The sequence below is a fragment of the Pseudomonas sp. LPB0260 genome, assembly GCF_013388395.1.
Genome location: NZ_CP058247.1, coordinates 2,105,162 through 2,126,780, shown reverse-complemented (window position 1 = coordinate 2,126,780; position 21,619 = coordinate 2,105,162). Strand labels below are relative to the sequence as shown.

The following is a 21,619-nucleotide window of genomic DNA, read 5'->3' as shown; positions in this document are numbered from 1 at the left end:
GCCACTCTTCCGCGGAGCGCTGCTGCTCAAGTGCCAGGGTACTGCCGAAGGCGTCAGGCGACTCGGTCAGACCGCGCAGGCGCAGCTGACTATATAGCAGCCAATCTGTTGCTTCGAGCCTTCGTACATTACCCGTCGACTGCATGATGGATCTTTGCGCCGCCTAACGTCTGGAGGTAATTCACTATTATTAATGTTGTGACAGCTGGCATCCAACAGCCGCCTCTAGGGCAGCTACCTGAGGGTCCGCATCAACCGCATTTTTAAACGGCATCATGGTTCGAGTGAATACACGTTTGCCATTTATCTCCGCGTCTATGTAGACGATATACACGCTGGCGTGACTGGGATTTTCTCGCGCCGAGTACAGTGCCCGTTTGTATTCGGCCGATGCTAGCGACTCGAATCCAGCACGATCAACCGATGTACATGCTGTATTTGGAACCGTCGTCGGTAGCTGGCCCACTACTACTGCGCCCAAGGCACCCGCAAACACTCCGCCAAATGTGCTACGGCGAAGCTCTGATTGCAGGTTGCAGTACACAACAAAATGATGGACAACGAGTTCAAGGCTCGGCGTTGCCGCGCCGAATTTTTCATACGCACGATGGCGTAGGAGAATGGTACCGGGCGGTGAAACGGCGTCTTCAGCCACACGATAGGTCGCATACGCAGCGTTGCTGATTGAATAGCTAAACGTCTCTGCTTCCTTCTCCGACTCCGGCCGCCGATCGACTACCGAAAGGGTGCTGGACCGATCAACGTCGGCGACGTTGGGATTGGTGATTTGCCCCGCACAGCCAGCAAGCATCAGCACAAGGACCGCTAGCACAGTCTTCATTGGCCTTATCTCCACTAGTGCACAAACGAGACGGCGAAAGCACGTCATTTTATAGAATCGGCCCAACCACTACCGGCCAGATCCTGCCTGGCGAGTCGAAGGATTTCATTTCGAGTTTTCTCGTCATTGTTTAGTTGATGCAGAACACCACGGTAATGAACTGCCCCACCGAAGGACATGGCAAGCAGGCCAGTAGCCTCCCCAGGTGCGATTACATTTTTATAATGCTCTTGGGTCTCATCAGCCCCATCAAGCCCTACTGATGTGTTGACGACATAGCGCCCCATAACGACAAACTGATTCTCATGAACAGTGACAACTGACTGCTCTACAATCGCCCTGGAGAAATAGGTGGTGTAGGTACTTCTGGCTGCTTGCATGGGTGGCAAAAAAAACGCGCCAACCACAGCATAGGTACCTGGTCGTGCATTGAGTAGATAGGCTCGACCGTCCTTGACGAAGTTGGAGCGGATAATACTTTGTTGAAGAAGACCGTCTTGGTTATCGACCCTGACAAAATAGACCTGATCAGGTTTATTGGTGAATACACTGACCGGTGCATTCAAGGTTAAATCTACAACCAAGGCGGATGCGCTCGGTTGAGATATAGCAGGTATAGACGGACTGGTCGCGCAGCCAGCGAGAAGTACGGTGACAGCCAGAGTGAAGAGAGCCAGGCGTAGCGCACCTACCGGATTCATAGCATCACCTATACGTAATGCATCGAGGTAGCCCCCTACCGATAGAGGCTATTGGACCGCCTCTAACTGCACGCTGTCCGACCTAACGCGTCGAGCGTCCATGGAGTACACATCCATGGGTCAGCCGTAGCAGCGGCGGCCCTTCCGAGACTCTAGTAGGTCCGTGAGAACAAGGCCAATTGTCGAGCGTAGGCAGTGGCTGAAAACTCTCAATCAGTTCGGCAAGGCGCTTACTGTCGGTGGGGCTGCCTGGTCGGATGTTCATGGCGCTTAACCTCCGCTCAATGGCGGGATCAGTTGCCTGGGTCGCCGCCCGGTTCAGTTTGCCCTGATGAACAGCGACCTGCTCGGGAAACGGCTGCACTACTGTAGAGAAGCCGCGGCGATCGCCTCAGCCGATCAGGCTGACGCGGGCCAGATCAGGCCACAAGGCGGCGTGATGATCGGCGCCTTGATAGTCCGCGGCCAAATGAATGCGCGGACGTCGAACTGGCGCGGCTGGGCTCGCAACCAAACGCTCGACAAAGAACTCCACCCGGCCACTCGGTCCACCAGGCAACGGCCAGAGGCAGACCCGCTGCGCGAGCACCTTGTAGGCCGCCGCGCTCCTTGAACGGGGGTAGGCCTCATAGACTGCCCGCCCCTTCTGCGCGGCTCGGCGCACGAAGTTGTCGAAAGGTATGGCGCCGGCGTAGGACAGCAGTACCTCGGGGAGGTGCTCGCTGCTCTTCACCAGTTTTCTGAAGAGCAAGTGCGCCTCTTGAGGGCTGTGGGTCATGTTGGCCAGCACATGGAAACGCGTGGTGCCATGCTCACGATTGAGCAACTCGATCAGCGTGGACGCACTGGCAATCGAACTGGGCTCGTCACCGGCCACCACCAGCACTTCCCGGGAGGCGCCCACGAAACTCAGCACCGTGTCGCTGATGCCCGAGGCCGTATCGATAATCAGGTAGTCCATGGCGTCACCGATCTCGCTGAAGGCGTGAATCAGCCCGGCATGCTGCATGGCGCTGAGCCGCCCCATCGCGGGATCGCCAGAACTGCCGGAAACCACGCGAACGCCACTCCTACCCTCGTGGACCACTTCGCTCAGGCGGAACTTGCCGTTGATTACGTCTGCAAGGCTGCGCTCGGCTGCATGGCCCAGCAATACATTGAGGTTCGCCTTGCTCAGGTCGGCATCCAGCAACAAGACCCGATTACCCAGGTCGGCCAATGCCAGGGCGAGGTTGGCCGCAACATTCGTCTTGCCGACACCGCCCTTGCCGCTGGTCACGGCAACGACCTGAACAGGATTCCCCCCACGATTTGCCACAACGCTGCCCTCACTGGCGATGCCCTTACTGGTGAGCCCATCATTCGTCTCGCCTCGCAGCGGCCGACCGATCAGCATCAGCGAGCTCAACCGATGGCTCCGCAGCGCGCTCAACGCATCGCCCAGGCTGATCCAGGTCATCCATCACAAGCTGACCTCACGATTATGTCATAAATGCCTTTGATGCCAATCGTGACACTAATGGAAATCTACACACGCGTTTGATTCCCGATGGATGGCGACGCCTCCGGAAGTTTGGGAGGACGCAGGCCAGGCGAATCAGGCGGCAAGGGCTAGTTCAGTTTCTGGAGCAACGCGGAGTAGTCGTTGCGGGCGTCGTTGACCTCGGTGCTGACGGGATGGGCAATGAGGTCACGCCGAGCGTGGGTCAGCGCCTCGCCAACCCGCTCAGCCGACAGGTTGGTCGACAACCACAGGTCGAACTGCTGCGGGGCCAGGACAACGGGCATGCGCTGGTGGATGGCGTGAATGGCCGGTGACGCTTCCGTGGTGAGCAATGCGCAGGACAGGACTTGCCGCGCATCCGGGCCCAGCCAGGTGGACCACAGCGCAGCGAAGGCTAGCATCGAATCATCGGGGCAATGGATGTAGTACGGCTGCTTGACCTTGCGGCCGCTCGGACTGACTGCCTGTTCCTGAGCGTTCCATTCATACCAGCCCTGGGCTGGCATCAGGCAGCGGCGAGACCGGTAGCTTTGCCGCCACATGGTTTTTTCGGCCGCCTCTTCACGGCGGGCATTGAAGGTCAGGGTCGGCAGACTGGATTTCTTCCACCACCCCGGAATCAGCCCCCAGCGAGCCGGCAGCACTTCGGCTATACCCTCTTCGTTGCTTAGCACCACGGGCACGGTCATTGTCGGGGCGACGTTGTAGATACGCCGAATCCACCGCCCGGAGTTGCCTGCGCCGATGTGCCAGTAACGCTCCATGGCGGCTTCATCGGGGCTGACGTATCGACCGCACATGGACACCTCCGAAGCGTCGGGATTGGTCGAGATCGGCGTGTCGAGCCCACCGCTGTATTCAGGTTAGTCCGGTTGGATGGGAGACGAGGCGTGCCTGCAAGGCTCATCACGCCACTCGAGCAACCCAACCATCAGCGGCCGAAAATCATGAACCCCGCGGAAGAGAAGTAGAGCCGCGTCTGCCTCCGCCTGCGACCCGGCAACGCCTATTCGCCGTGGACCTCGGTATTGGCACGCGATGCACCGGCCAGGCCTCGGACCAGAGCGGATGGGGGCTGCCTGGCCGCTAAATAGCCAGTATTTCCGGCGCCCTGAACGGCACTACCGTTCGTCGCCGTCACTGCTCAAAAAATGAACAAACCGATTTCAGCCCGCTCTGAGAGTAGCCAGATGACGGCGGAGGCATTCGCCCCGCCTTCCAGCAAACCAGGAGCTTTTTCTCACAGGCACGAGTCATGTGCAGGGGGAGCTTTTACTTTTGAAAGAGGAAATCGAATGACTGAAGGCTCATTCGCCAGGTGGTAACCGGATCGACAGTTTCATCCTGAAACCGAAGACCGGCTCTGGAAGCGTTTCTTAACTGCAAATGTAAAAACCTAATGCCCACAACGCCCTGATTGTGAGGCTCACCTGATAAAAAGAGGCACCCATGGATTTCACTATCATTACTGCGCTGTTCGAGCAGAAGACCACCATGGAGTTTATGCGCCTAGGGATTGTTTATGCGCACCTGATCGCCTGCTGTGTCGCCATCGGCATGGTGTTGACCAGCGACTTCGCGATGATCAAAGAATTGTTCAAGGGTGGAAACTCCCACCTGCAAGACAGCCAGCATATGGAAAGCCTGCAGAAATCCGTTTCCGCCGCCCTGGCGGTCCTCTGGGTCAGCGGCGTGGCGATCATCTGGCTGGATATCAGTGCCAGCGGCTTGTCCTACCTGCTCAACCCCAAGCTGCAGGCCAAGATCACCATCGTGATGCTGCTGACCTTCAACGGCATGCTCCTGCATGGCCTGGTGTTGCCCGCCCTGCAGAAGGCCGGCTCGCTGCTCAAGCTGAACTTCAGCATGCGCATGTTCGCCCTGTTCGCCGGTGCGCTGTCGGGCGTGTCCTGGTTCTATGCGGCGATGCTGGGCATCGGCCGCCCGCTGTCCTGGAAGTATTCGCTGACCGAGATTCTCGCTGCCTATCCGGTGATGATCGTCGGTGGTTTCGCCGCGATGGTGCTGCTCACCCAGTGGGCGATGAAGCGTGAAGCCCGCGAAGAGCAAGGCGATCTCGCACTTGCCCCGGTCATTCGCAACCCGGCACTGGCAGCGGGATAAGCCACGCTGATTCCTTCGCCAGGCTGAACATCGGCCTGGCCCCTGACGCCCTCGAACGCCAAGCCGTTCGGGGGCGTCTTGCATTCTGTTCCCGCGCCGACATCGCGCCCGTGACCCGGCTGCCGAGGCTTGATAGCGCAGCGCTACCGGCTCAGCGAGTCTGCCAGGGCCCGCAGCAGCGCCGCGCCATCGCCTTTCCAGGCGCTGCCATGCATACAGGCCAGGGTGGTGGGCTTGGCGCTCGCCAGGTGCTCGAGCAACGAACGGGTATTTTTCGTGTGGGAGAAGTAGTCCAGTTCATGCCGGTAGGCTTCGCTGGGCCCGAGGATGTCCGACTCGGTGATGGGCGGCAGGTCGCTACCACCCTGGGTGAACAGGTCGCCGCAGAACAGGGTGCCGGTCCGCTCTTCCGCGAGAAAGCCGCATTCCCAGGCGTGGGGCAGGTGCGGTGCGTCGAACCAGCGCACGACCCGCGAACCCAGCGAGAGGCGCTCACCGTCGGCCATGGCTCGCGGACTGCGGTCGGCCAGGTCCTCGATGGAGACCATGGCGGCGATCACCCCGCATAGCGGCACGGAGTTCGGCGCGGCAGCCAGCCACTCGTTGAGCGAACCGCACTCGTCCGACTCCACATGGGAGAAGGCGATATAGCGCAGGCGCTCGACCGGCAGGATGCTGGCGACCGCCTCGCGCACCAGGGGAAACAGCTTGCGCGGGCCGGTGTGGAACAGCAGGGGCTCGTCGTCGACGATCAGGTACTGGTTGAACGAGAAACCACCGGCACCGGGGATGACCAGCGGCGTGTTGATGCGGTAGATGCCGTCGGCCACCTCATGCACATTGGTGCCGGACTGATGGTTGGTAACGGCCATGACGCCTCCTCGTTGTATCCGTGAATGTTCGCCTTGTATGGCTCTATATGCAGACAGTCCGAAACCTAGGCGATAACGCGCCACTCGCCGGGTTTCGCAGAGCCAGCCTACGCCCCGTCCGGAGGGAATGTCGGCCAATAAGCCCACACACCTGGCCATCAGGCTGACTATCCCCTGGCCATCCGTTTAACTGGGAGGTTGGCCGCCCAGGGTCGGCGTCCTCCCCGTTACTCAGCCCCACTGTTTGCCGAGTGCGTCGAGCCCGGCATGCTGCAAGTCCTGCGGACTCATCAGGATGCGGAACCGGCAGTCGGCCTGAAAGTTGAGGAAGAAAGGCTCCGCAATCGCCGGCACCGAGGAGGGTTCCTTCACCTCGATCACGAAGACGCCCGCGCGCCTGCCGCCCTCCTCCGTGAAGTAGGCGGCCTCGGGCTTGATGGTATCCAGGATTCGGCCGATGACCTCACCACAGGTGCCGTTGCGAACCAGCGCGTTGAAGGGTTCATGGGGGAACTCAACCGAAAGCAGCATCTTCATTGGGTGATGTCCTGCTGAGGCGGCATGCCAAGGCGCTGCCGCATACGCCCGGCTACTGCCCTGCAAGGCGGCAGCCAAGAGACGCCCAGCTGAGCCTCGCACTCAAGGCAACTGGAACGCCTCACCGATGGTGCTCGTCTGGAACAGCCGGAACTGTGCCGCGTCCACCTCCAGATATGGGTAGCGGCGCTTGACCTTCGCCAGGTAGTCCATGAAGGCTGGCGCGTCGCTCAAGTAGTAACGCCAGATCATCGGCTGCCCGGCCTGCAGACATTCGGGGCCGAAGTGGCCGACATAGACCACCTCATTGGCGGCCACGCTGAAGCTGCCCGCCAGAGGCGTGCCGCCGTCCAGCAGCTGAGTGCGCCGCGCCTGAAAGGCGCCGACGTCGTTGACCGACCTGGCGGCCTTGATATGGAACGCGGTGAGGGCGTACTCACCCGGCTCCACCAGCAGCGCATAGTCTTGCGACACCGGCTTGGCCAGCAGCCCGGGCCCCTCGAGCTCGATATCGGCGGCCGCCTGGTCGCCGAGTTTGCGCACCGGCATGCGGTCGAAGCCAAGGCTGCGCAGTTGCACATTCTCGAACCCACAATAGCCCCACGCCCGGCCCCAGCCCACTCCCAGCAGGATCACGCCCATGGACGAGCCGGCCCCGGCATAGGAGCGCTCGGTCAGTTCCTGGGCGGCAGATACCAGCGCTGCAGCAGCCCATCCGCACAGGATGATCGAGGTCCTAAGAAGTGGCCGAATGCCTTTGGTTCTCATGCTGCCTCACCCTGCTGGCTGTGCCCTTGGCTGTCGCATCAGCCCAGCGATGCCTCAACGGCCTCGCTATCACCCAGGCCGCACCTCGCGCCCTGGATTTGCCAGAGCGGTCCCTGGCGGCACGACTGCCGCTGTCGAACAGGCGCGAACTCACTCAAGAAGTAGAGACCAACCGGCGCGCCTGAGCGCCCAATCCGCGACGTCAGGCGGCTTTTTCCTAGACGGAGTTTTCCTATGGCCGGCCCTGCTCAGCAGTAACGGCAATTTAGCCCGCCAGGCGCCGTATGGAACCGCAGGTTGCGGCCGCTACCGCGTTAGCCCCTGACCGAGCGCTGCGTGCCGAGCAACAGGCCGGCGAAGATCAGGCCACCGCCGAACCAGTGGAAGGGCTGCAGCCCCTCGCCCAGCAGCAGCCAGCCGAGCACGGCAGTGAACACCGGCATCAGGTAGTTGGCCAGCGCCGCCTTGGCCGCGCCGAGCACCCGCACGCCATGATTCCAGGCCAGGTAGGCCAGCAGCGAGGCGAATACCGCCGTGTAGCCGATAGCGCCAAGGGTGCCCGGGGTGACCACGAAGTGCGCGCCACGGGCCAGCTCGACCAGGTAAAACGGCAGGATCAGCGGCAGGCCCAGCAGCATGAATGCGCCGAGCAAGGCCAGCGGCGGGATCGGCAGCAGGTAGCTGGCCCAGCGCCGCAACAGCAACGAATACAGCGCCCAATCGGCCACGGCCAGAAGCATGATCAGGTCGCCCGGGTTGAACGACAGCGCCATCAGCGCCGCCAGGCTGCCCTGGCCGATCAGCACCAGCAGGCCGATGGCCGCCAGACCCATGCCCCACCAGGCGCGCGGCTGTGGCCACTCGCCGAGCAACAGGCCGGCGCCGATAAAGGTCATCAGCGGCAGGCAGGTGTTGACCAGGGTGATGTTGATCGCCACGGTGGTCTGCGCCGCGCTGTACAACAGCGAGTTGTAGGCGGCGATGCCCAGGCCGCCGAGCACCAGCAGGCGCCAGCCGGCGTCGCGCAAGGCCGCGCGGTGGCGCCACAACGGCGCGGCGACGAAGGGCAGCAGCAGCGCCAGGGCCAGGCTCCAGCGCCAGAACGACAGGGCGAAGGGCGGGATCTCGCTGACGAAGGCCCGCGCCACCAGGGCGTTGCCCGACCAGCAGAGCACGGCCAGCAGCAGGCCCAGCGTGGCCATGCCGCGTGAACTGGTCATTGGCTTCAGACCTGACGCAGCGGACGCAGGCGGTATTGCGCCGGCAACTGCTCGATACCGCTGACGGTGACGTCGAGGTTCTTCCAGCGTCCGTCCTTGATGCCGTAGATGCAGCCGTGCACCGACAGCGCCTGGCCGCGATGCCAGGCGTTCTGCACGATGGTGGTATGGCTGACGTTGGCCACCTGCTGGATCACGTTCAACTCGCACATGCGATCGACCCGCGTTTCTTCGTCGGGCAGCTGTGCCAGGTCCTCGTGATGCTCGTAGTAGAGATCGCGGATCGAACGCAGCCAGCCATCGATCAGGCCGTACTGGGTGTCCTGCATCGAGGCGCGCACACCGCCGCAGCCGTAGTGGCCGGTGACCAGGATATGTTTGACCTTGAGCACGTCGACCGCGTACTGGATCACCGACAGGCAGTTGAGGTCGGTGTGCAGCACCACGTTGGCGACGTTGCGGTGGACGAACAGGTCGCCCGGCAGCAGACCGACGATCTCGTTGGCCGGCACCCGCGCGTCCGAGCAGCCGATCCACAGGTACTCCGGCACCTGCTGGCGGGCCAGCTTGGCGAAGAACTCCGGGTCTTCCTGGTTGATCGCCTCGGCCCAGCGGGCGTTGTTGTCGAAAAGGTGCTGTAGATCGCTCATGCCTTTTGCTCCGTAAATTGCCGATGCTCACCATACGGAGCGTTCGTGGCTTTTGACAGGTTACCGCCTCACGCAGTCACAGGTCGGGTTGCCGGCCATCACCGGTAGTTGCCTGCGAGCCACGGTCGGGCCTCTGCGGCGGGGCCGCCGGTCAGGCAGCGGCCGCGCACGCTTGCGCCACTGCTAGCGTAAACCCTAGGTAACCGCTGCAGAGGAGAAGGACTGATGCCTGTCACCCCACCCGCGAGCGGGTCCGGTTCGACCAAGAAGCCGCGAGAGGATCCGGTTCTGGACGACGTCGAAGAGCCGCTGCTCGATGAACTCGAGGATGAGCATGAGCTGATCGAAGAGTTCGAGCACATCCAGCGCCGCGAAGCCGGCCTGAGCGACGATGCCCCGCCGGGCCATGGCCCCGACAAGGACGATGCGGACCTGGAGGACCTGATCCACGAAGACGGCGCCCGCTCGCCCTACGAGGAAGGTGGCGACCAGCCGGCAGACCATGAACTGAGCATCATCGACGAGGATGACCTCGACTTCAGCCTGAAGGATGACGAACGGGCACCTCGAGGCGCCACGCCCAAGGAAGATCGCTAGGCGCTCAGTCGATCAGGGTGCAGGCCATCACCAGGGCATCCTCGCGCCCCCCGACTGCCGGGTAGTAATCGCGCCGCCGGCCGATTTCGTTGAATCCGTAACGCTCGTACAGACGGTAAGCCGCCTGGTTGCTGGCGCGCACCTCGAGGAAGCATTCGCCGGCCTTGAGCTGCATGGCCCGCTGCATGAGGAACTCGAGCAGACGCAGGCCCAGGCCGCGCCCCTGGCTTTGCGGCTTGACTGTGATGTTGAGCAGGTGGGCCTCGTCGATGATCACGTTGATCACCCCATGGCCGACCTGCTGGCTACCCTCGAACATCACCCAGCAGTCGTAGGACTTGATACTGTCGGTGAAGATGCCGCGGGTCCAGGGATGGCTGAAGGCGGCGTACTCGATTTTCAGCACGGCCTCGAGATCCGCCTCGGTCATCGGGCGGAAGCTTATTGCATCACTCATTGCGCCTGACTCATCCAGCGTTGGCGTACCCGCCGCATCGCCTGCCACAGTTCGCGCTTGCGCTGCGGCTCCTCCATCAGCAGCTCCAGGCCCGGCAAGGCCCAGGCCGCGCCCAGTCCCTCGATCTGCAACTCGCGGTTATAGGACTCGGCGTCGGCCTCGCCGGCAAAACGCACGGCCGGCAGGCCGACCAGCCACAGGCAGGCACAGGGCGCCTGCTCCTCGAGGCGGGCGCCGACGAAGCTCTGCACGAACTCCAGCGCCGCCTGCGGCCCCTGGTCCATATTGCCGCGCACCAGCAGCGGCCAGCGCACCGGCTCACCGACCAGCTGCGGGCTGTCCGGCAATCCGGCGGCGCGCAGCAGGTCCTTGAGCAGCAAATAAGCAGGATCACGCCCCTGCAGCGGCTCGCCGGTGGGCAACTCGACCAGCAGGGCGCAGTCGCCGGCGCGCAGCAGTTGCAGGGCAAAGCGCGGCGGCGCCACGGCCACAGGCCTGGCCGCCGCGGGCGCTTCGGCCGCCGATTCATCCGCCTCGGGCTTGGCGCCGCGGCCAGTAGCCGCGGGGCGCGGCACCTCGACCTTCGGCCGCTCGCTGGGTGGGACGACGGGAGTCGGTGCCACGCTCTCGCGCAGCGCCTGCATGGCCGGCGCCTCGTCGGCCGGTTGCGCAGGCTCGGGCGGCGCCAGCAGCTCCGGCCGCGACGGCGCGGCGAACGGCAGCTCCACCCGCGGCAGCCAGCTGGCCACCTGCATGGCGCTCAGATAGGCACGGCGGCGCAGTTCTGCGATCAAACGTCAGCCACCTGCGGATGGGCCTTCTGCCCGGCCTGCATCAGGTTCAGGGCATTGATATAGGCCTTGGCCGAGGCCACCAGGATGTCGGTGTCGGCGCCATTGCCGTTGACGATGCGCCCAGCCCTCTCCAGGCGCACCGTGACCTCGCCCTGGGAATCGGTGCCCTGGGTGATGGCGTTGACCGAGTACAGCTGCAGGTTGGCCGTGGACGCGGCGACCGACTCGATGGCCTTGAAGGTCGCGTCCACCGGCCCCGAGCCCTGGGCCTGGGCCGCATGCTCGGTGCCATCGACGCTGAGCACCAGCTTGGCCTGGGGCACGCTGCCGGTCTTGCTGGCAACTTCCAGGCTGATCAGCTTGAAGTGCTCCGGCGCTTCCTCGCCCAGGGTGTCGGAGACCAGCGCCTGCAGGTCCTCGTCGAAGATCTCGTGCTTCTTGTCGGCCAGCTCCTTGAAGCGGGCAAATGCCGCGTTCAGCTCGGCCTCGCTGGACAGGGCGATGCCCAGCTCGTCCAGACGCGAGCGGAAGGCGTTGCGCCCGCTCAACTTGCCCAGGGACAGCTTGTTGGTGTGCCAGCCGACCGACTGCGCCGACATGATCTCGTAGGTCTCGCGGTGCTTGAGGATGCCGTCCTGGTGGATACCCGACTCGTGGGCGAAGGCGTTGGCGCCGACGATGGCCTTGTTCGGCTGCACCGGGAAGCCGGTGATGCCGGAGACCATGCGCGAGGTGCTGAGGATGTGCGGGGTGTCGATGTTGGTGTGCACGCCGAGCAGGTCCGCGCGGGTCTTGATCGCCATGACGATCTCTTCCAGGGCGGCGTTGCCGGCCCGCTCGCCGAGACCGTTGATGGTGCATTCCACCTGCCGCGCGCCGGCCACCACCGCGGCCAGGGAGTTGGCCACGGCCAGGCCCAGGTCGTTGTGGCAGTGCACCGAGAACACCGCCTTGTCGGCATTGGGGATGCGCTGCAGCAGCTGGCGGATGGTCTCGGCGTACTGGTGCGGAATGGCGTAGCCGACGGTGTCGGGGATATTGATGGTGCGCGCGCCGGCGTCGATGGCCGCCTCGATGATGCGGCAGAGGAAGTCGATCTCCGAACGCCCGGCATCCTCGCAGGAGAACTCCACATCGCTGCACAGGTTGCGCGCGCGCTTGACCGCGTGCACCGCCTGCTCGACCACCTGATCCGGCTGCATGCGCAGCTTGTACTGCATGTGGATCGGGCTGGTGGCAATAAAGGTGTGGATGCGCCCGGAGTTGGCGTTCTTCAGCGCCTCGGCGGCGCGGTCGATATCGGCGTCCACGGCCCTGGAGAGGCTGCACACGGTGCTGTCCTTGATGCTGTCGGCAATCGCCTTGACCGCGGCGAAGTCACCCGGGCTGGCGATGGCGAAGCCGGCCTCGATCACGTCGACCCGCAGGCGCTCCAGGGCCTTGGCGATGCGCAGCTTTTCTTCGCCGGTCATGGACGCACCGGGGCTCTGCTCGCCGTCGCGCAGGGTGGTATCGAAAATAATGACGCGATCGCTGCTGCTCATGCTCGACTCCTCGTGGCCCGGCCTTGGATGCGGCGGGACTCAGGCAGATAGTGCCCGCTGGTGGCGGCACCCAATTGAGGAATTGTGGCGTGAAACCGGGCTCACGGAAAGCCTGCAACGGCTATGCGGTCAGCCCAGCTATCGATAAGCCGCGTGCTGGCGCTCACGACCGATGGCGCGGGCCATGCTCAGCAAGGGTCATACAGGCCGAGCAGATGCTCGGCAATCGCCGCCTCGATGGCCTGGCTCCGCCTTTGCGCGCGGAGCAACGCCTCCGATCGGCAGGGGTTCCGGCACGGGCCATGCGATGCAGTACAATCGGCGTTTTTTCCGACTGAGCGACCGGCCCTGCGATGATCGACCCCAAGCGCGTACTGCGCGCCCTCGCCGAACACTGGACCCTGCTCGAACCGCTGTGCGAGCGCTTCGATGCCGGCACTCTGAGCCTGGTCGAGCTGCGCAACCAGCTCAATGCGCAACTTCCGGACAGCACGCCGGTGGACATCACCGCCCTGCTCGACCAGTGGATCCGCCTGGACATCCTGGTGCCGGTGGCCAAGAGCCCCAATCGCTTCGAGCTCAACGCGCAGATCCACGACTTCCTCGCCTACCTGCGGCGTGAACACCGTTTGGGTTTGTGCCTGGAGATCGAGGCCTACCTGCGCCACCTCGAGCGCCTGGCCGGCTATATCAAGGATGCCTTCGAGGTGCGCGACGCCGCCGACCTGGCGCGCCAGCTGCGCCTGCTCGACATGCGCGTGCGCGACGTACTGAAGAAGCTGGCCAACGACGAACAGGCGCTGGTCGCCGTGGCCGAGCGGGCCAAGACCAGCGACCGGCAGATTCCGCTGCGCCAACGCTACGCCGAGGTGCTGGCCACCTGGGACGAGTACGTCGAGCCGATGATCCAGCTGGTCGCCGCCGACGGTGCCTTCGAGCAGGGCGTGTACCGCGTCGAGCACGTGCTGCTGCGCCTGCTCGGTGAGCAGCAGCGCCTCGGCCAGCTGGTCGACGACGACCTGCTGCTGCGCACCCACGCGCGCATCCTGGAAATGCAGACCACCGCCCAGCTGACCCTGCGCCGCGCCCGCGAACTGCTGCTGCCGCTGCGCGAGGAGGCACGCCGGCACAACGCGGTGACCCGTGGCGCCGCCCTGGCCCTGTCGGTGATCCGCAAGAAGGGCCTGGACGCCGTGCCCCAGGCCGCCCTGCCGCTGTTCAGCCGGCCGCAGAGCACCTTCCTCGGCAGCGCGTCCCAGGTCGAGGCCTATGTCTATGCCCTGGCCCGCTTCGAGCCCAAGCCCAGCCACTTCCCCAAGGCCAGCGGCACGCGCAAGCAGGTCGGCCCCAAGGCGCCGCGCACCGCCCGCGAGATGCTCGAACGCTGCGAGCAGGCCCTGCCGCTGCCGGACCTGATGCTCTGGCTGCTCGACCAGGAGCCCGAAGGCGCCACCGACGAGCTGCTCTACTGGTTCTCGCGCCTGTCCCGCGACGCCCGCTTCCAGCGCGAACGCCTGGAGCGCCGCGACTACCTGACCCACGAGCATCAGCTGAGCCTGAGCTCCTACGCACTGGTGGGCCGCCCCAATGCCTAAACTGCCCGTAGGGTGCGCCGTGCGCACCGCCACCGACGACAAGGTGCGCACGGCGCACCCTACGATTGCCTGTGAGCATCACCTATGAATATCGACCTGAAAGAACTCACCCAGCTGGCGCCGATCTTCCGCGAGCTGTTCAAGGGCTACCACCTGTCGCGCAGCGAGCCGGAGTGCTACGCCCAGCTGTCCAGCCAGCAGGACCAGTACCGCGCGCTGTTCAAGGCCCTCGGCTTCGAGCTGGTATGCGACCCGCGCGGTTTCTACTACTTCGTCCCCGAGCAGATGGGCGCCCAGGTCAACAAGACCGCCCAGCGCCTGGCGCTGTTCACCTTCATCCTGGTCGAGCACCTGGCCGACCAGGGCCGCGACCCGCTCAGCGTGCTGGACGGCGGCAGCATCGGCCGCGACGAGCTGCCGGCGCTGCTGGACAAGTACCGCGACCTGTTCCTCCAGGCCGAGGTCACCACCCAGGATGAGCTGGAGGACAAGGTCATCCGCCGCCTGACCCAGCTCGGTTTCGCCGCGGACAGCAACGGCGTGTACCGCTTCCTCGCGCCGATGCACCGCTTCCTCGATGTCTGCCTGGCGGTACAGCACGACCGCGACCTGGCCGCCAGCCTGCACAGCAACGACCTGCCCCTGCCGGCGCCGGTGCTGATCGACGACGACAGCGGCGAGGCGCTGATCGCCCTCGACGACGGCGCCGATGAATCCGACGAATCCGAAGAACAGGCCCTGGCCCGCGCCCTGGCCGAAGAACGCGCCCTGCAGGAGACCCTCGCATGAGCCAGGAACGCTACGGCATTCGCCGCTTCGCCCTGCTGAATACCGCCGGCTACAGCCTCGGCCTGTTCCCCCTGGAGAACCCGCTGTCGGTGTATGGCGCCAACAACCTGGGCAAGTCCGCCTCGATCAACGCCCTGCAGTTCCCGATCCTGGCGCGCATGTCGGACATGAGCTTCGGCAAGTACAGCCTGGAGCAGTCGCGCAGGTTCTACTTCGCCAGCGACACCAGCTACATCCTCGTCGAGGTCGCCCTGCCCCACGGACCCCACGTCATCGGCGTGGCCGGGCGCGGCCCCGGCGGCGGCTTCGGCCACCAGTTCTTCGCCTACCAGGGCGAGCTGGACCTGGAGCACTACCAGAACAACGGCACCTGCCTGCGCCAGCGCGAACTGTTCAACAACCTCGAGCGGGCCGGCATCAAGGCCTTCGAGCTCAAGCCGGACGAACTGCGCCGCCTGCTGGTCGGCGGCCACACCTCGATCCCCCTGGACCTGACCCTGATCCCGCTGCGCTCGACCAGCGAGCAGAGCCTGAAGACCTTCCGCGCGCTGTTTATCAACCTGCTGCATATGCGGGAAATTACCGCGGCCAAGCTCAAGCAGCTGTTCCTCGACGCCTTCGAGCACAGCCTGCGCTCGGGCAGCGTCGACTACATCGCCGCCACCGAGGAGGCCTTCCGCGACGTGCGGCGCATGGAGCAGGACTACCAGGCCCTGGTCGGCGCCGGCCCGCTGATCGAGGCCCTGGCCGCCGGCGTGGCCCAGCGCGAGCAGCTGCGCGGCAAGCTGCACCGCCTGTCGCCGCTGCTCGACTCGCTGCTCGGCACCTGGCAGGACTATGCCGGCGCCCGCCGCGAGGAACTGGTGATCCAGGCCGAGCACTACCAGCGCGAGCAGGATGGCCTGCAGCAGGAACAGCGTGGCGGCACCGCCGAGCTGATGCGCCTGGAGCGGGCGATCAGCGAGATCCAGCGCTGGCTCGGCGAGCTGTCCGTGCTGAAGAACCGTTTCGCCCTGATCGACAATGCCCAGGTGCTGGAGGCCCAGCTGCTGGCGGCCAAGGACGCCCACGACGAGCTGGCCGGCGCCTTGGCGCAGTCGCGGCAGTTCTCCAGTGAAGACCTCGACGAGCGCCTGCGCGACCTGGAAAAGCGCCTCAAGTCGGTCAGGCAGCAGCTCGACCACGCCGACAACAACAGCTACGCCAGGCTGCGCGAGGAGTTCAGCCAGGCCGACGTCGATCGCCTGATGCGCCTGTTCAACGGCCAGCTGTTCAGCCTGCCGCTGGGCGAGAAGGGCATCGCCCTGGACGACGGCGAGGCCTGGGTCAAATCCCTGGAAGCGGTGCTCGATGGCTTCAAGGGCGAGCGCTTCGAGGCCCCGGGCCTGTCCATCGACCTGTCCCATATCGAGCCGCCGGCCCTGCAGGCGTTGGCCGACCGCGCCGCCCTGCGCGACCAGAAGGACCGCCTGGAGCGAGAGCTCAAGCAGCTCAAGACCCAGCAGGCGGTGGCCGCCGACCGCGCCGCGAGCAAGACCCAGGCCGAGGCGCTGTACCAGGCCGTGCTGGATGCGCAGAAGGCCCTGGAGGATTACCGCCGCAGCCAGACCCTGGCCGTCGAAGAAGCCGGCAAGCTGGAGCAACTGGCGCAGCTGGAGGCCGCCCAGGACGAACTGCGCCGTACCAGCGACGCCTTCGCCGAGCGCGTGCAGCAGCTGTCGGCCAAGTTGCAGCTGGTCGGCCGCCAGCTGGCCGACCTGGAAGCCATGCAGCGCACCCTGGACGACGCCCTGCGCCGCCGCCAGCTGCTGCCGGCCGACCTGCCGTTCGGCACGCCCTTCACCGACCCGGTGGACGACAGCCTGGACAACCTGCTGCCGCTGCTCAACGACTACCAGGACGCCTGGCAGGGCCTGCAGCGCGTGGACGGGCAGATCGAGGCGCTGTATGCCCAGGTGCGCCTCAAGGGCGTGGCCAAGTTCGACAGCGAGGACGATGTCGAGCGCCGCCTGCAGCTGCTGGTCAACGCCTACGCCCATCGCCAGGACGAGGCCCTGACCCTGGCCAAGGCCCGCCGCGCCGCGGTCACCGATATCGCCCGCACCCTGCGCAATATCCGCAGCGACTACGACAACCTGGAACACCAGCTGGCGCTGTTCAACCGCGAGATCAACAAGCGCCAGGTCTCCAACCTGGCGAGCTTCCGCATCGTCCTGGCGCCGAACAAGGAGGCGCTCAAGCACATCGACCAGATCATCCACAGCGCCGGCCAGTACGAGGAAGGCGAGACCCTGTCGGTGTTCGACCTGCAGCAGAGCAGCGAGCAGGACGCCAGGAACGAGCAGGCCAAGGAGTACCTGGCGCGCCTGGTGGCGGCCAACCAGAACCAGCTGGGCCTCAAAGACCTGTTCGAGCTGGCGTTCGAGATCACCAAGGTCGGCGGCCAACCGGTGATCCACACCGACATCGACGGGGCGGCGTCCAACGGCACCACCATGACCATCAAGGCGCTGACCAACATGTACCTGCTGCTGCACCTGATGGACCGCGAGCAGGCCGGACGCGTGCGCCTGCCCTACTACCTGGACGAGGCGGCCGATATCGACGAGCGCAACCAGCAGGCGCTGATCGAGACCAGCCTGCAGCTGGGCTTCGTGCCCATCCTCGCCTCGGTCAAACCGCAGGTCTCGGCCCACGTGGCCATCGACCTGGAGGGCGGCAGCGGCCCGGCCGGCATCTACATCGACGAGGCCGACTGGAAATTTATCCGCCCCCGTGAACCGGCCAAGACCGAGGCCGTCCACGAAGAAGCCAGTGCCGAACCGGCCTGATCCTTCCGCCTCAATGAAAAGGGCCGCAGATGCGGCCCTTTTTCATCGCCTCACTGCGGCGCCAGGTCGATCTTCGGCGCCCAGCGCAGCCAGTGCTCCTCGGCCTCCTCGAACAGGGCGAAAGTCTGTCCCGGCAGGGCCCGCACGCCCATCTCCTCGCCCTCCGGCGTGGCGAAGGCCACCCCACCGGCGATGATGGTCTCCAGGGACTCGGTGCGCACCTTCAGCCCCTTGAACAGGCTCGCCTCGACGCCGATGCCGCTGCTGACCCAGAAGCGGCTGCCGCCGTGGACCAGGACCGCATAACGCGGCTCGATCAGCACGTGGACCAGCACCCGGTTGGCGCTGGGGCTCAGCTCGACGCCGGTTATCTTGCCCACCGGCACCTCGCGGTAGGTCACCGGCTCGCCGGGCTTCAGCGAGTTGCGGCTGGCGGCGCTGAGCACCAGGTGCAGCCCGGCTTCGCGCAGCGCCTGGTTCGGCGGCGCCGCCAGGGCGACGAACGCGGTCTGCTGGGGCCCAGCGCGCTCGGCCGGCAGCACCTCCAGGTACTGGCCACCGACCAGGGTGTCGAGGTTGGTCACCCGGCTCAGGCTCAGCTCCGGCTTGACCACCCAGAACTGCGAGCCGGCGCGGGCGATGCGCTCGGCCGCCAGGGTGATCCGCCCATGCAACATGACGCTCTGCAGGTCGTCACTGAGCTCGATGCGCTCGACCTTGCCGACGTCCAGGCCACGGTAGCGAATGGCCGTGCCCGGCCCCAGGCCGTCGCCACGTTCCAGGCGGACGCTGATCGCCACGCCGTTCTGCAGCGCGCTGTCGCGACTGTCGTACAGGGCGAAGCGCTGCACCCGCTTGGTCACCACCGGCGCCTGCGGGTCGCGGGTCTCGAAGGCGATGCCGCCGGCCAGCAGGGTCTGCAGCGACTCGCTCTTGACCTCGATACCGGACAAGCCGCCCTTTAGGGTGATACCGCTGGCGTTCCAGAAGCGCGTGCTGCTGTTGACCAGGTGGGCGTACTCCGGCTCGATGTGCACGCCGAAGGCCACCTTTTGGTCGTTGCGGGCCAGCTGCACGCTCTGCACCGAGCCGACCTTGACCTGGCGATAGAGGATCGGATTACCGACCTCCAGGGAGCCGCGACTGTCGCTCAGCAGCACCAGATGCAGGCCCGGCGCGGCCAGGTCCAGCGGCGGCGCCTTGGGCCGTGCCTCGAACTCGCGCTTGGCCGGGGCGCCCTTCTCGCCGGGGCGCACGGCGATGTAGTTGCCCTTGACCAGGGCTTCCAGGCCGGTGATGCCGGCCAGCGAGATGGACGGCTTGACCACCCAGAACTCGGCCCCCTCGACCAGATAGTCCTCGGTGCGCGGATCGAGGGTCAGCTCGGCAGTGGCCGAGGCCAGGTCGTCGCTGACCTTGAGGCTCTTCAGGCTGCCGGCCTGGATGCCGTTGTACAGCACCGGCGTGCGCCCGGCCTCCAGGCCTTCGAAGTCGCTGAACTTGACCTGCACCCGGATGCCGGCCTGGGCCGCGTCGAAGTCCTCGTAGAGGCGGAAGGGGAAGACCGGGTCGGTCGGCGGGCTGTCCTTGCGGTGCTCCGGCGTGGCGAAGGCGATACCGCCGGCGACGATGCTGGCCAGGGACTCGCTGCGCAGCTTGAAGCCCGACAACCCCGCGTTGATGCTGATGCCGCTGGCGTTCCAGAAACGCGTGTGCTTGCGCACCAGGCTGGCGTAGGTCGGCTCGATGAAGATCTTCACCTCGATGGTGCTCTGGTCGCTGGCCAGTTCGTAGCTCTTCACCCGGCCGACCTGGATCTGCTTGTAGAACACCGGGCTGTCACGGCTCAGGGAACCCAGGCGCTCGGCCTTCAGGGTCAGATGCAGGCCGGGCTGGTCATCCGCCAAGGGCGGCGCCTCGGGCAGCGCCTGGAATTTCCTCGCCGGCTCCCCGTCGCCCGGGCTTACGGCGATGTAGTTGCCCGACACCAGGGTTTCCAGGCCGGTGATCCCGGCCAGGCTGACGCTGGGCTTGACCAGCCAGAAGCGGGTGTTTTCGCGCAGCTGCTCGTCCAGTTCCTGGTTCATTTCGATGCTGGCGATCACCCCGCGCTGCTCGCCACTGTCGTCCAGGGCCAGGGCCTTGACCTTGCCGATCGGCATGCCCTTGTAGATGACCTCGGTCTTGCCGGCCTGGATGCCGGCGCCACTGTCGAAGAACACCTCGATCTCGATCCCCGCCTGGCTGTAGGCGCGCCAGCCCAGCCAGCCGCCGATCAGCAGGGCGAGGATGGGCAGCACCCAGATGGCCGACCAGTTGGAGGCCGGGCGGGTTTTGGCCAGAGGCAGATCATTCATGGTCGTGTTGCGACTCCGTGTTATCCCAGATCAGGCGTGGGTCAAAGGTCAGGGCGGCGAGCATGGTCAGGATCACCACGCTGGCGAAGGCCACCGCGCCCATCCCCGGCTCGATGCTGGCCAGGTTGCCGAACCGGACCAGCGCCACCAGGATGGCGATGACGAAGATGTCGAGCATCGACCAGCGGCCGATCCACTCGATGAAGCGGAACATGAAGATGCGCTGGCGCGGCGACATGGGCTGATGGCGCTGCACCGAATACAGCAGCAGGGCGATGCCGACCAGTTTGAAGGTCGGCACCAGGATGCTGGCGATGAACACCACCGCGGCGATCGGCAGCATGCCCAGATGGACCAGTTCGATCACCCCGGACATGATGGTGTCCGACTGGCCCTTGCCCAGCGAGTTGACCGTCATGATCGGCAGCAGGTTGGCCGGGATATAGAGGATCGCCGCGGTCAGCAGCAGCGCCCAGGTGCGCGCCAGGCTGTTCGGCCGCCGCGCGTGCAGCAGGCCGCCGCAGCGCTCGCAGTGCTGGTGGGCGACTCCGGCCTGCACGGGGTTGAGCAGGTGGCACTCGTGGCAGACCAGCAGCCCCGCATCAATCGCCCGCATGCAGGTCCTCCCCCGACAGCGCCTGCCAGATCTGGTGCGGCGCCATGCTCACCTCGAGCCAGGCCTGGATCAGCAGCAGCGCGACGAAACAGAACAGCCCGACGCCGAGGCTGAGTTCGGCCAGGTCGGCCAGCTTGACCATGGCCACCAGGATGCCCATCAGGTACACCTCGAGCATGCCCCACTCGCGCAGGTGGTGATAGATGCGGTACAGCAGCAGGCCGTAGCTGCGCCCCAGGTCCAGGCGGATGCTCAGCAGCACCGCCAGCTGGCACAGCAGCTTGAGCAGCGGCACCGCCATGCTGCAGAGGAACACCACCGCGGCGATACCCTGCATGCCGCTCTCGTACAGCCCGAGCACCCCGCTCCACACCGTGTCCTCGCTGCTCTGCCCAAGCAGGTTGAGGTGCATGATCGGGAGGAAGTTGGCCGGCACATAGAGCAACAAGGCGGTGATCACCAGCGCCAGGCTGCGGCGCACCACCTGATGCCGATGGGTATACAACTCGAAGCCGCAGCGCGGGCACTCGACCCGCTCGTCATAGCCGGTATCCGGCTTGCGCATCAGCAGGTCGCATTCGTGGCAGGCGATCAATTGCTCGACGGCAAGCGCCGGCAAAGGCTGAAGGTCGGCCGAATCGGACATAAACGGGTTCTCGCAAAAGTGCGCCTATTCTAGCCGAGCGCGACCGCCAGCAGGTGAAGAGCGAAGCGACGGTCGCGGGCGCGTTGCCCAGGACGAGCGGGCCTGGTCCACCCGTCTGCTGCCAGGCCCGGGCGCTTGCCGGTCACCCCGCCGATAGACTACTGTATTTATATACA

Annotated in this window: 20 protein-coding genes; 5 read left to right on the top strand and 15 right to left on the bottom strand. The window is 65.2% G+C overall.

Features of this window, described 5'->3' with window-relative positions:
* Positions 1-190: 190 nt before the first annotated feature.
* The 4 genes from LPB260_RS09315 to LPB260_RS09300 form a co-directional block, all read right to left on the bottom strand.
* Positions 191-841, bottom strand: a complete 651-nt coding sequence (locus tag LPB260_RS09315; RefSeq protein WP_208708400.1) for a hypothetical protein — start codon at positions 839-841, stop codon at positions 191-193.
* 44 nt (positions 842-885) lie between these two features.
* Entirely contained in the window at positions 886-1,542 is a 657-nt protein-coding gene (locus LPB260_RS09310) for a hypothetical protein (protein ID WP_208708399.1), read from the bottom strand.
* Between the two features lie 391 nt (positions 1,543-1,933).
* The gene (locus LPB260_RS09305; protein ID WP_305888805.1) at positions 1,934-3,001 is read right to left on the bottom strand and encodes a P-loop NTPase; all 1,068 of its coding nucleotides are present in this window, start codon (positions 2,999-3,001) and stop codon (positions 1,934-1,936) included.
* A gap of 152 nt (positions 3,002-3,153) precedes the next feature.
* Positions 3,154-3,846 carry an SOS response-associated peptidase gene (locus LPB260_RS09300; RefSeq protein WP_208708398.1) on the bottom strand — a complete coding sequence of 231 codons (693 nt, stop codon included), beginning with the start codon at positions 3,844-3,846 and terminating at the stop codon, positions 3,154-3,156.
* Positions 3,847-4,495: 649 nt separating this feature from the next.
* Here LPB260_RS09300 and LPB260_RS09295 point away from each other — a divergent pair.
* Positions 4,496-5,170 (top strand): hypothetical protein, encoded by a 675-nt coding sequence (locus LPB260_RS09295; RefSeq protein WP_208708397.1) that lies wholly within the window; start codon positions 4,496-4,498, stop codon positions 5,168-5,170.
* A 143-nt stretch (positions 5,171-5,313) separates the two neighbouring features.
* Here LPB260_RS09295 and LPB260_RS09290 read toward each other — a convergent pair whose 3' ends face one another.
* The 5 genes from LPB260_RS09290 to can all read right to left on the bottom strand — a co-directional run bounded on the left by LPB260_RS09290 (position 5,314) and on the right by can (position 9,217).
* On the bottom strand, positions 5,314-6,042 hold the full coding sequence (locus LPB260_RS09290; protein WP_208708396.1) for an MBL fold metallo-hydrolase: 729 nt from the start codon (positions 6,040-6,042) through the stop codon (positions 5,314-5,316).
* 231 nt (positions 6,043-6,273) lie between these two features.
* On the bottom strand, positions 6,274-6,579 hold the full coding sequence (locus LPB260_RS09285; RefSeq protein ID WP_208708395.1) for a panthothenate synthetase: 306 nt from the start codon (positions 6,577-6,579) through the stop codon (positions 6,274-6,276).
* A gap of 102 nt (positions 6,580-6,681) precedes the next feature.
* Positions 6,682-7,347: a hypothetical protein gene (locus LPB260_RS09280; protein WP_208708394.1), complete on the bottom strand. Its 666-nt coding sequence runs from the start codon at positions 7,345-7,347 to the stop codon at positions 6,682-6,684.
* A gap of 314 nt (positions 7,348-7,661) precedes the next feature.
* Positions 7,662-8,567, bottom strand: a complete 906-nt coding sequence (locus tag LPB260_RS09275; RefSeq protein WP_208708393.1) for a DMT family transporter — start codon at positions 8,565-8,567, stop codon at positions 7,662-7,664.
* 5 nt (positions 8,568-8,572) lie between these two features.
* Positions 8,573-9,217, bottom strand: coding sequence for a carbonate dehydratase (gene can, locus LPB260_RS09270; protein WP_208708392.1), 645 nt, complete (start codon positions 9,215-9,217; stop codon positions 8,573-8,575).
* A 225-nt stretch (positions 9,218-9,442) separates the two neighbouring features.
* On the opposite strand from can, the gene LPB260_RS09265 reads away from it, so the two are divergent.
* On the top strand, positions 9,443-9,814 hold the full coding sequence (locus LPB260_RS09265) for a serine kinase/phosphatase (RefSeq protein ID WP_208708391.1): 372 nt from the start codon (positions 9,443-9,445) through the stop codon (positions 9,812-9,814).
* A 4-nt stretch (positions 9,815-9,818) separates the two neighbouring features.
* Here LPB260_RS09265 and rimI read toward each other — a convergent pair whose 3' ends face one another.
* The 3 genes from rimI to LPB260_RS09250 are packed head-to-tail and all read right to left on the bottom strand — an operon-like array spanning position 9,819 to position 12,609.
* Positions 9,819-10,271 (bottom strand): ribosomal protein S18-alanine N-acetyltransferase, encoded by a 453-nt coding sequence (gene rimI / locus LPB260_RS09260; protein WP_208708390.1) that lies wholly within the window; start codon positions 10,269-10,271, stop codon positions 9,819-9,821.
* A complete protein-coding gene (locus LPB260_RS09255) occupies positions 10,268-11,065 on the bottom strand; it encodes an energy transducer TonB (protein ID WP_208708389.1) in 798 nt (265 codons plus the stop codon). Before LPB260_RS09255 ends, rimI begins: the two co-directional genes overlap by 4 nt.
* Complete coding sequence (locus tag LPB260_RS09250; RefSeq protein WP_208708388.1) at positions 11,062-12,609, bottom strand: 2-isopropylmalate synthase; 1,548 nt, start codon at positions 12,607-12,609, stop codon at positions 11,062-11,064. Before LPB260_RS09250 ends, LPB260_RS09255 begins: the two co-directional genes overlap by 4 nt.
* 353 nt (positions 12,610-12,962) lie before the next feature.
* Between LPB260_RS09250 and mksB the strand changes: the two genes are divergently transcribed.
* The 3 genes from mksB to mksF all read left to right on the top strand — a co-directional run bounded on the left by mksB (position 12,963) and on the right by mksF (position 17,824).
* Positions 12,963-14,204 (top strand): Mks condensin complex protein MksB, encoded by a 1,242-nt coding sequence (mksB, locus tag LPB260_RS09245; protein ID WP_208708387.1) that lies wholly within the window; start codon positions 12,963-12,965, stop codon positions 14,202-14,204.
* 84 nt (positions 14,205-14,288) lie between these two features.
* Positions 14,289-14,993: an Mks condensin complex protein MksE gene (gene mksE, locus LPB260_RS09240; RefSeq protein ID WP_208708386.1), complete on the top strand. Its 705-nt coding sequence runs from the start codon at positions 14,289-14,291 to the stop codon at positions 14,991-14,993.
* On the top strand, positions 14,990-17,824 hold the full coding sequence (gene mksF, locus LPB260_RS09235) for an Mks condensin complex protein MksF (RefSeq protein WP_208708385.1): 2,835 nt from the start codon (positions 14,990-14,992) through the stop codon (positions 17,822-17,824). Before mksE ends, mksF begins: the two co-directional genes overlap by 4 nt.
* 50 nt (positions 17,825-17,874) lie before the next feature.
* Here the strand turns inward: mksF and LPB260_RS09230 are convergent, their stop codons facing one another.
* The 3 genes from LPB260_RS09230 to LPB260_RS09220 are packed head-to-tail and all read right to left on the bottom strand — an operon-like array spanning position 17,875 to position 21,443.
* Positions 17,875-20,181, bottom strand: a complete 2,307-nt coding sequence (locus tag LPB260_RS09230; protein ID WP_208708384.1) for a PqiB family protein — start codon at positions 20,179-20,181, stop codon at positions 17,875-17,877.
* A complete protein-coding gene (locus LPB260_RS09225) occupies positions 20,174-20,797 on the bottom strand; it encodes a paraquat-inducible protein A (RefSeq protein ID WP_208708383.1) in 624 nt (207 codons plus the stop codon). Before LPB260_RS09225 ends, LPB260_RS09230 begins: the two co-directional genes overlap by 8 nt.
* On the bottom strand, positions 20,784-21,443 hold the full coding sequence (locus tag LPB260_RS09220) for a paraquat-inducible protein A (protein WP_208708382.1): 660 nt from the start codon (positions 21,441-21,443) through the stop codon (positions 20,784-20,786). The genes LPB260_RS09225 and LPB260_RS09220 overlap by 14 nt, the downstream gene beginning before the upstream one ends.
* Positions 21,444-21,619: the final 176 nt, after the last annotated feature.